The organism is Billgrantia sp. Q4P2, assembly GCF_052806135.1.
In genome coordinates this window covers 1-2,262 of record NZ_JBRBAI010000029.1, presented here as the reverse complement: position 1 = coordinate 2,262, position 2,262 = coordinate 1, and the positions used below count along the sequence as shown (strand labels likewise).

3 protein-coding genes are annotated in these 2,262 nt (G+C 60.1%); all 3 read left to right on the top strand.

Features of this window, described 5'->3' with window-relative positions; genetic code table 11:
* Positions 1–834: polymorphic toxin type 24 domain-containing protein (locus ACUY1T_RS21935; protein WP_446025689.1), on the top strand; the 834-nt coding region annotated here is incomplete at its 5' end.
* Positions 831–1,316: a hypothetical protein gene (locus tag ACUY1T_RS21930; protein ID WP_446025688.1), complete on the top strand. Its 486-nt coding sequence runs from the start codon at positions 831–833 to the stop codon at positions 1,314–1,316. The genes ACUY1T_RS21935 and ACUY1T_RS21930, both read left to right, overlap by 4 nt.
* On the top strand, positions 1,316–2,262 hold a 947-nt coding region (locus ACUY1T_RS21925), incomplete at its 3' end, for a DUF637 domain-containing protein (RefSeq protein WP_446025687.1). The genes ACUY1T_RS21930 and ACUY1T_RS21925, both read left to right, overlap by 1 nt.

The following is a 2,262-nucleotide window of genomic DNA, read 5'->3' as shown; positions in this document are numbered from 1 at the left end:
ATGAATAGCTGGCAAGACGTGACACTGGGACGAGAGGACCGAGACACGGTCTTTGCCGAGTACCTCCATACGGCGAGCCAGTATGGTCAGCACCAGCAGCAGCGCATGGAGTACATCGGCGCCGAAGCCCTCTCAGAGATGGTGGTAGACTCTGCTAACGCGCCCATCATAATGGGGCAACTCGTCGGGCAAGCGCTGCTGGGTGACGAAGAATCTCAAGCACTACTGCGAGAGATGGGCCAAGAGATAAAGGACTTTGCTGCTAACCTGCCGTACTCTATTCCCGAGAGTATCGCCGGAAATATTCGCGAACAGCTGGCCCAAGCCGTTGCGTTGGAGCAGGCAGGGCGGCTGGATGAAGCCGATAGGCTGAGAGTACGCGTGGCTCTGGAAAATCAGACGATGCTGATGGGCACAGGCGTGCTGGCGGCAAGCCTGCCGAGGCTGGCCAGAAATGTTGTCACAAACCGGTCAGGCATAGAGGGGACGATTGTCCCAAGTGTGGAAGCGATCCCATCGCCTAGGCGTGTTGGAAACCTTCAGGGCGGCCCGTTGGAAAATGCGACGCAGGTGAGTGGCCGCTTCAAACTTGAGAGTGGTCCTCCTAATGGTACGGTTTTCAGGGCTGACAACCAGGGTAATATTACGAGCTATGCGACCTACGACGCTAACGGCCAGATTTTGAAGCGTGTCGATGTTACCGGTGCGGCCCATAATGGGGTTCAGACCCCGCATGTTCTTGAATATGGGCGAAATACGCTTCCTGATGGGAGTGTCCGAGTTCAAAGCCCAAGAGCGAACCCAAGACCTGTAAGCCCGGATGAGGTTCCATGAAGATCAGAGATCCGCTGTCAAATTGGTCACAGCCTGAAGCGGTTACGTTGTGGGGGGAAGCGGTTTCGCCCCCTCCTCAAGATGCATGGCTTGACTACGTAAATTATTATGTTCACCCAGATGTAGTCGCCGTGGTGGGGCGTTTACTGGTGCCGGCCTTTGTAGAGCACGAGGGAGGGGTGTTCCTCCGAAATCGATTTACCCTTTCAGGGTATGCGAGTTGGAAAGCGGAGCTTGGTGAGATTTCTGCAGTAGAAAAAATGATCAACCATCAACATGTATATGACTTGTTTTCGACCGATGATGAGATAACTGAAGCCTCGTTTGAGAACGTCGCTAATTTGATGGCTCAGACCCTACGTTTGGCACTGTGTGGCAGTTTTTCCGACCGCCATTTTCATGTCTACGTCTCAAATACGGATCAAGACTACGGTCCGGTAGTGGGATTTCACTCCGTTGGCACTTCTTCTTCGGATATTTGATGCTTTGGCAATTGGAGAGCGCCGCCCTGCTGGCCGGTGGCGACATCGCACTCCTCACCGCCCAGGAGCACGACTACTCCCTCTCCGAGTCGCGCCGCAGCGGCGGCCTATTCGGCGGCAGCCGCACCCAGCGCGACGAAGTCAGCAAGACCCGCGCCATCGGCAGCCAAGTGACCAGCGGTGGCGACCTGCTCATCGCCAGCGGGCTCGACCAGACCTATCGGGCCGCGCGCTTGGAAGCCGACGGCGATATCGCACTGCAAAGCGGCGGCAGCATCCGCTTCGAAACCGCCAGCGACGTACATACCGAATCCCACGAGCGCAGCAAGAGCAGCTTCGCCTGGCAATCCGCCTCCGGCGAAGGCTTCACCCGCGAAACGCTGCGCCAGAGCGAACTGGTGGCCCAGGGCGACCTCATCATCCAGGCCGCCGAAGGCCTCCGCATCGACGTGGAGAAGATCGACCGGCGCAGCGTCAGCCGCACCATCGACGCCATGGTCGCCGCCAACCCCGACCTCGCCTGGTTGCAGGAGATGGAGGAGCGCGGCGACGTCGACTGGCGCCGGGTCAAGGCCTTCCACGACAGCTGGGACTACGAACAATCCGGGCTTGGAGCAGGCGCGGCGCTGGTGGTGGCCATCGTTGCCTCGGCCACCGGCCAGTACTACGCCCTGGCGGCCCTGGAAGGGGTCGTTGCCGGCGCGGCTGCCGCGGCCATTGGGGCCGGCGCCGGCTCATTGGCCGGCACCGGCGCGGTCAGCCTGATCAACAACCGCGGCGAGCTTGGTGCCACCTTCAGCGACACCTTCTCCTCAGACAGCCTGCGCAGCGCCGGCACCGCCGCCTTGACGGCCGGTGCCACCCCCAACGGTGGCACAGGCAACCTCAACCTCAGCTTCGGCTCAGGGAGCGATATCCTCCGCTTCGCCGGGCAGCGTGCCAGCCA

Excerpts from the sequence above, each read along its gene's own strand:
- ACUY1T_RS21930 (WP_446025688.1), top strand. The coding sequence starts at position 831 with ATGAAGATCAGAGATCCGCTGTCAAATTGGTCACAGCCTGAAGCGGTT.